This is a genomic window from Bacteroidales bacterium, from assembly GCA_014860585.1.
In the GTDB taxonomy this organism is placed as follows: domain Bacteria; phylum Bacteroidota; class Bacteroidia; order Bacteroidales; family 4484-276; genus RZYY01.
Map to the genome: position 1 here is coordinate 25433 of JACZJL010000039.1, position 7437 is coordinate 32869.

Consider the following 7437-nt stretch of genomic DNA (forward strand, 5'->3'; position numbering starts at 1 on the left):
TCTAATTTTGAAAATCGGTCTTAAACCCTATCCGTCTGTTCGGGTAAGGATGACAGTATATCGGCAGGAATAAAAATAAATGATAAACAGTTAAAATCAACATTTTTGACAAAAAAAAATATTTTGATTACAGGGGGAGCAGGTTTCATCGGCTCGCACCTTACCGATAAACTGTTAAGTTTTGGACATGAAGTTGTCTGCATGGATAATTTCGACAATTTTTATTGCAAAACAATCAAGGTGCATAACATGGATAAAGCAATAACTAATAAAAAATTTCACTTACTTGAAAGAGATATTTGCGATAAGAAGCAACTTGATCATTGCTTCAGATCTTTTCCCATAGATATCGTAATTCATTTGGCTGCTAAAGCAGGTGTACGTCCATCCATTGCTGATCCTCACGGATATTACCTCACAAATGTATTGGGTACACTTAACCTGCTGGAAGCGATGAAAATACATGGAGTTACAAAGATGATATTTGCATCCTCATCATCGGTGTATGGCAACAACCCTAATGTTCCTTTCTCCGAAACCGATTTCGTGGATAATCCCATTTCTCCATATGCATCATCGAAGAAAGCTGCTGAATTGCTTTGTCATACTTATCACCATCTGTATGCTTTCGATATCTTTTGTCTGCGTTTTTTTACTGTGTATGGCCCAAGGCAAAGACCTGACCTTGCAATCCATAAATTCACGGAAATGATCCTGAGCGATCAGCCAATTCCGGTGTTTGGCGACGGCTCATCATCGCGCGACTATACTTACATTGATGATATTGTGGATGGTCTGGTTAAAGCTGCTGACAGGGTAAAGGGTTATGAAATCATCAATTTGGGCGAATCTCGTACGGTCTCACTCAATCGTATGATTGAAACCATTGAAAATGAAATAGGCAAAAAAGCTAAAAAAGTTGAGTACCCAATGCAGCCCGGTGATGTAGTGACTACCTTTGCGGATATTTCAAAAGCAAAACTGCTCTTAGACTACAGTCCCTATTGGAATTTTGAAGATGGTATTAAAAAGTTTATCGAATGGAAAACCAGCTAAAAGTCCTCTTTGTTTCGAGTGGCACTTCTGAAAATTTCGAAATAGCACCTTTCATAAAAGCCCAGGGCGATTCTCTGGTTAAGGCGGGCGTTTCTGTTTCATATTTTCCTATCAAAGACAAAGGCTTCCTAGGCTATCTCAAAGGAGCAGTTAAAATTCGTAAGTTTCTGAAGGAAAATAATTTCGATATCATCCATGCACATTACACCTTGTCAGGATGGTCAGCAGTGCTGGCGCTTCCTAAGCAACCAATAATTCTTTCGCTAATGGGCACTGATACCTACGGCGACTATATAGGTGAGGACAAAATCAGGTTTTCAAGCAACTACCTCATCTTACTTACCAGATTGATTCAGCCTTTTGTGGCAAAACTCATTTGTAAGTCAAAACACATTGAGAGCTTTGTTTACTTAAAGAAAAAATCTGTAGTGATCCCAAATGGCATTTTGCTGTCCATGTTTTTGATAAATGGCAATGGCTTTAGGAAAGAACTTGGATTGGAAAAAAACCGCAGGTATGTACTTTTTCTTGGGGATAAGAATAGCATCAGAAAAAATTTTCAGCTTGCAACAGATGCCTTAAAAAAGGTAAATATGGAAATGGTGAGTCTAATTGCCCCTTTTCCTGTTTCTCATTCCGAGGTCGTAAAATATCTTAATTCAGTGGATTGCCTGGTTGTCCCATCACTCATGGAAGGGTCTCCAAATGTGGTCAAAGAGGCAATGGCCTGTAATTGTCCGGTAGTAGCCTCCAATGTGGGTGATGTTGCATGGCTTTTTGGCGATGAACCGGGGTATTACACTACTACCTTTGATCCTGAAGATGTTGCATCAAAAATAAAACTTGCGTTGGATTTTTCAGAGAAATTAGGCAGGACCAATGGAAGGGAGAGAATTATCAGTTTGGACCTGGATTCGCGTAAGGTGGCACAGAGAATAATTGAAGTTTATAAATCTGCTTTGAACGATAAAGGAAATGGTTAAACCCGGGGTTATTGTTTTAGGCGGTCACGTACAGGCTCTGGGCATCCTTCGTATCCTCGGTAAACTGGGTTTACCCGGTATTGTCGTTGATTCAACGGCCAAGAATATTGCACGGCATTCAAGGTATTGTAACTATTTCCGGGTCGTAAAAGATGATGATTTACTTGATTTTCTGATTATGCTTGGCAAAGATGCCAACTACAGCGGCTGGCTGATCTTTCCCACCAATGATTTCCATGTCCATTTGCTGAGCAACAATAAATCCAGGCTGGAAGAATATTTTGTTATAGCTGCGGATAGCTGGGAATCGGTCAGCCTGTTTTACAATAAGAGACTAACCTACAAACTTGCTGAAGAACTGAATATCCCGATAGCAAACACTTTTTTTCCTGACTCCATAGATGAACTGAAACTGCCCGGTATTTCTTTTCCCTGCATCATCAAACCTGCTGTGATGTTTTCGTTCTATAAACAGGTGAAACGCAAGGTGTTTTTATGCAGAACTTATGATGAACTTGTGTCCAATTATCGGCGTGCGCTAAAGGTTATACCTGCAAGTGAGATTATTGTTCAAGAGATTATCGAAGGACCGGGGATAAACCAGTTTTCTGCCTGCTTTTTATTTCTTGATGGTCAGAACATCCTAAGCCTTACTGTGTGCAGAATGAGACAACACCCGCTGGATTTTGGAAATGCAACCACTTATGCTGAAACTGTTGATCTGCCGGAATTAATTGAAATGGGGGAGAAAATCCTTAAAGCTGCCGGTTATAATGGTCTTTGTGAGGTTGAGTTTAAGAAAGATGAAAGGGACGGCTTATATAAATTCCTGGAAGTGAATACAAGAACATGGAAGTGGCATACTATCGCTGAAAAGGCAGGAATTCCATTTTTGCAGCAGTATTATGAATACCTTACGCTTGGTGTAATTCCGTCAGGTAAACGATATTTTCCATTACAGGCTTCATTCAGGCACAGTCTGACAGATTTGTATGTCCAGTTCAGAATGCTAACAGCCGGACAAAGAAACTGGAATAGACTTAAAAAACCTGTGCAACATGCTGTTTGGGATAAAAGGGATATATTACCATGGATATATGAAAAAATATACTTTTTAAATTTGCTGAGAACCAGATAATGAAACGAATCATTTTTGATATTGGTCATCCGGCTCAGGTTCATAATTTTAAGCACCTTTACAGAGTATTGGTTAACAAAGGGTGGAAAGGTTTATTCACAACAAAAGATAAGGATGTAACTATTGCTTTATTGGAAAAGTACAACCTTCCTTACATTGTTATTGGTAAATCCGGTCAGGGTATCATAAACAAGGTACTTGGTCTGCTGAGAGACCTGTCCAATTTTATCAAAATACTTGGTCAGTTTAAACCGGATATTATTGTTTGCAGATTCTCTATTCATTCGGTATGGGGAGCAAAAATAAAAGGAATACCGGTTATTGGACTTGCTGATACTGAACATACAAAACTTGTTGACTGGATTACAATTCCGTTTTCCTCAGCAAAGCTGACTTCAACTTCGTATTGGAAAAATTTGGGCACCAATCATTTTAGATTCAGGGGTAACATTGAACTTTTTTATTTACACCCCAACAGATATACTCCACCTCCGGCAGCAATTCCGGAACTATCTTTAAAGCAAGGCCAGAAATATGTGTTGATAAGATTTGTATCCTGGGGTGCTCATCACGACATCGGTCAAAAAGGATTTACGTTAGCCACAAAAATTAAAATAGTTGAATTACTTGCCCCTGACTTTAAAATATTCATTTCCTCTGAAGGGGAGTTGCCGGTCGGTATCTCACAATATCAGGTGAAATTCTCTCCCGATAAAATTCATGATGTCCTGGCTCATGCAGCTTTGTATATTGGCGAAGGTGCATCAATGGCTTCTGAAGCTGCTGTTCTCGGTATTCCATCTGTTTACGTCAATACTTTAGATGTGGGTTATGTTTTAGATGAAGCAAAGGCAGGTCTGGTATTTAATTTCAGAGATGAGAAGGGTGTTATAGTACAGATAAAAGAATTAATGCAGCAGAATGATCTTCAAAAGAGTTTCCGGGAGAAAAGAGCTGAATTTCTAAAGGACAAAATTGATGTAACTGCATTTCTAACTTGGTTTATAGAGGATTATCCCCACAGCAAAAGAATCCTTTTAGAAAGTCCTGATTTTTCGCAAACATTCATATAACCAAATTTACTAATGCGGTACCTGATCGACATCGGCCATCCCGCCCATGTGCATCTTTTCAAGCATTTTGCCCATGAGATGAGCAGCCGCGGCCACAGGGTTTTCTTTACCTGCCGCAGCAGGGAGTTTGTAACGGAGTTGCTGGAGCATGAGGGGTTTGCTTACACCTGCTTAGGCCGCAATTACACCACAACAGCAGGGAAGCTGTGGGGGCTGTTCCGGTTCACCTCGCTGCTCTTCAGGGTCAGCCGCCAGTTCAAACCCGATCTCCTCCTCAGCCACAGTTCGATGTATGCTGCCTTTACGGCTTTTTTGCTGCGCCGGCCCCACATCTCCTTCGAGGACACGTTCAACTTCGAGCAGATCAGGCTTTACCAGCCCTTCACCAAAGCCATCCTCACCGCCACCTACGACCACCCCCTAAAATCCAATAAGGTCGTCCGCTACCCCGGCTACCACGAACTCGCCTACCTCCACCCCAACCGCTTCACCCCTGATCCCTCAGTCCTCAGCGAATTATTTTTGCAGAGCACATCGCCTAAAAATTCCCAATCGAAGCTTGAATCTGCGTCCCCCTCCGAAGAATGGGTCTGCGAGGGAGGCACGACCGAAGCAGCCTCACGCAAACTAACATTTGTCGCCCCTCCGGGGAATGACTATTGCAGCTCAATCAACGATTGTGTCTGCGATCCCGCGCAAGCGGGAGAAGCAGCCTCAACCCCAAACAAATTCATCATCCTCCGTTTCGTCTCCTGGTCCGCCTCACATGATATCGGCCACAACGGCATGACCCTTGGAAACAAGATTGCCGCAGTAAACTCATTCTCTGCCCACGCAAAGGTTTTTATCAGCGCTGAATCTCCCCTTCCCCCACTCCTTGAGCCTTACCGTTTCCCCCTACCACCCCACCGCATGCACCACGCCATCGCCTTTGCATCACTCGTTTTTGGCGAAAGTGCCACCATGGCCTCCGAAGCCGCCATGCTTGGCGTCCCCGCCATCTACCTCGACAACACCGGCAGGCTTTACACCCGGGAGCAGGAAGAAAAGTACGGCCTCGTCTTCAACTACACCGAGAGCGAACAAGACCAGCAACGCGCCATCGCCAAAGGAGTGGAACTACTTACCACCCCCGGTATCAAAGAAAAGTGGCACCAAAAAAGAGCCCGGATGCTCGGGGAGAAGATAGATGTTACTGAGTGGCTGGTGGACTTTGTGGAAGAGTTTTACAATAAAGGCCGCCCGGGATAAAAGAGACCATTAAGCACCCTGGTCAATCTTTGGTAGGAAGTACAATTGCGGTGCGATAGGTTGCGTCGGTGCCATTTGCCATGTTTGAAATGGTTCTGCGGTGCAAGTGTTTACGTTGCCTCTACATATCCTGCGCACCTCGCAAGCCCTTGCTCCGAAAAGACTTCAATATACTTTCTTCGATTAAGCGCCCTCTTACGCCATGCATTTTTTAGCGAAGCTATAATAGTACTCTTCGCCACAACGCCACACTCCTTAAAGCCCAATCGAAGCTTGGGTCTGCGAGCGCAGCGACGCAGCCTCATCCCAACTAACACAGCATTTTTTCCAACGCCACACTCATTAAAGCCCCTCCAACGCCGGGTGTCTCATAAAAAACCTAACCCCAAAAAAATGGACTTTACCATAAAACAATACCAACAACTCCTTAAAAGCTTGCAGCACGCTGGCTTTTTTTTTCAAACCTTTAAGGAGTATTTACAGGACCCGATGCAAGATAAGGCCATTATTCTTAGGCATGATGTGGACTTATTACCTCAAAACTCATTGCAATTTGCACAGATACAACATGACTTTGGTGTAAAAGGTAGTTATTACTTTCGTGCTGTCCCGGAAAGTTGGGACGAAAAAGTTATAAAGGAAATTCATGCTTTAGGCCACGAGGTGGGATACCACTATGAAAATCTCACAACTTGCAAAGGCAACTTAGAACAGGCTTTAGAAGATTTCAAATCAAACCTCGGACAATTAAGAAATCTTGTGCCGGTCAACACAATATGCATGCATGGAAGCCCGCGCTCGCCTTACGATAGCAAAGACCTATGGAAATCCTACGACTATCGGTCGTTCGGCATTATCGGCGAACCCTACTTTGATATCAACTTTAATAAGTTTTTCTACCTCACCGACACTGGCAGGCAGTGGGATGGATGGCGTGTAAGCGTTCGGGACAAAATGTCACAGCAGGATAATTGGGTGAAACAAGGGTTGGTTTTCCATTCAACAAATGATATCATCAATGCCGCCAACAAAGGTAATTTGCCCGATAAAATAATGATGACCTTTCACCCGCAGCGCTGGTCAGACAAGCCACTACCGTGGATAAAGGAATTGCTGTGGCAGGGAGTGAAGAATGTGGGGAAGAGGGTTTTAATCCAAATAAAAAAAGGATAAATGAATGCGGAGCAACACCCTGGTCAATCTCCGTCAGAAAGTACAATTGCGGTGCAAAAGGTTGCTTCGGAACAGCGCGCAGGTGGGGATAAAAGAGCCAAATTAACACCCTGATCAATCTTCGACAGGAAGTACAATTGCGGTGCGTTAGGTTGCTTCGGCGCCATTTGCTATGGTTGAAATGGTTCTGCGGTGCAAGTGTTGGCGCTGCCTCTACATATCCTGCGCACCTCGCAAACTCTCGCTCCGCAAAGACTTCAATATACTCTCTTCGTATCAGCGCCCTCTTACACCATGCTCTTTAATCCGAAGCCACAATAATACTCTTCGCCACAGCGATTGGGTCTGCGAGGCACGAAGTGCCGAAGCAGCCTGACTCAAATTAACAAAGCGTTTTCTCCAACGCCATGCCCAAAAAAGGATAAACATATATAACCACTAATGCCGAAAAACAATCCCGTACCGAAGGTCGGGAGTAGCTATTTCGAGCATCCCGCACCGAAGGTCGGGACAAAAACCACAAGGTCCTCTACACCGGCGCCACCAGCACCCTCAAAGACCGCATTGACAGGCATCGTACCAAAAAGTACAAGCACTCCTTCACAGCACATTACAATGTGGATAAGCTCGTCTGGTTCCAAAAATTCGACTGGATTGGCGATGCGCTGGCCAGGGAAAAACAACTTAAGGCAGGTTCCCGCAAAAAGAAGCTCGACCTCATCAACGCCATGAACCCCGATTGGCGAGATTTATATGACGATCT

The 7437-nt window shown here is 43.7% G+C and carries 6 protein-coding genes and 1 pseudogene; all 7 read left to right on the forward strand.

Annotated features, from left to right (window positions below; translation table 11 throughout):
* The first annotated feature begins 105 nt into the window (after positions 1-105).
* The 7 genes and pseudogenes from IH598_04715 to IH598_04745 all read left to right on the forward strand — a co-directional run bounded on the left by IH598_04715 (position 106) and on the right by IH598_04745 (position 7437).
* Positions 106-1056 (forward strand): GDP-mannose 4,6-dehydratase, encoded by a 951-nt coding sequence (locus tag IH598_04715; GenBank protein MBE0637801.1) that lies wholly within the window; start codon positions 106-108, stop codon positions 1054-1056.
* Positions 1041-2039 carry a glycosyltransferase family 4 protein gene (locus IH598_04720; GenBank protein ID MBE0637802.1) on the forward strand — a complete coding sequence of 333 codons (999 nt, stop codon included), beginning with the start codon at positions 1041-1043 and terminating at the stop codon, positions 2037-2039. Before IH598_04715 ends, IH598_04720 begins: the two co-directional genes overlap by 16 nt.
* The gene (locus tag IH598_04725) at positions 2032-3177 is read left to right on the forward strand and encodes a hypothetical protein (GenBank protein MBE0637803.1); all 1146 of its coding nucleotides are present in this window, start codon (positions 2032-2034) and stop codon (positions 3175-3177) included. The genes IH598_04720 and IH598_04725 overlap by 8 nt, the downstream gene beginning before the upstream one ends.
* On the forward strand, positions 3177-4250 hold the full coding sequence (locus tag IH598_04730) for a DUF354 domain-containing protein (protein ID MBE0637804.1): 1074 nt from the start codon (positions 3177-3179) through the stop codon (positions 4248-4250). The genes IH598_04725 and IH598_04730 overlap by 1 nt, the downstream gene beginning before the upstream one ends.
* Before the next feature lie 12 nt (positions 4251-4262).
* Positions 4263-5501 (forward strand): DUF354 domain-containing protein, encoded by a 1239-nt coding sequence (locus tag IH598_04735; GenBank protein ID MBE0637805.1) that lies wholly within the window; start codon positions 4263-4265, stop codon positions 5499-5501.
* Between the two features lie 393 nt (positions 5502-5894).
* A complete protein-coding gene (locus IH598_04740) occupies positions 5895-6674 on the forward strand; it encodes a hypothetical protein (GenBank protein ID MBE0637806.1) in 780 nt (259 codons plus the stop codon).
* 509 nt (positions 6675-7183) lie between these two features.
* Positions 7184-7437: pseudogene (locus IH598_04745) on the forward strand (GIY-YIG nuclease family protein).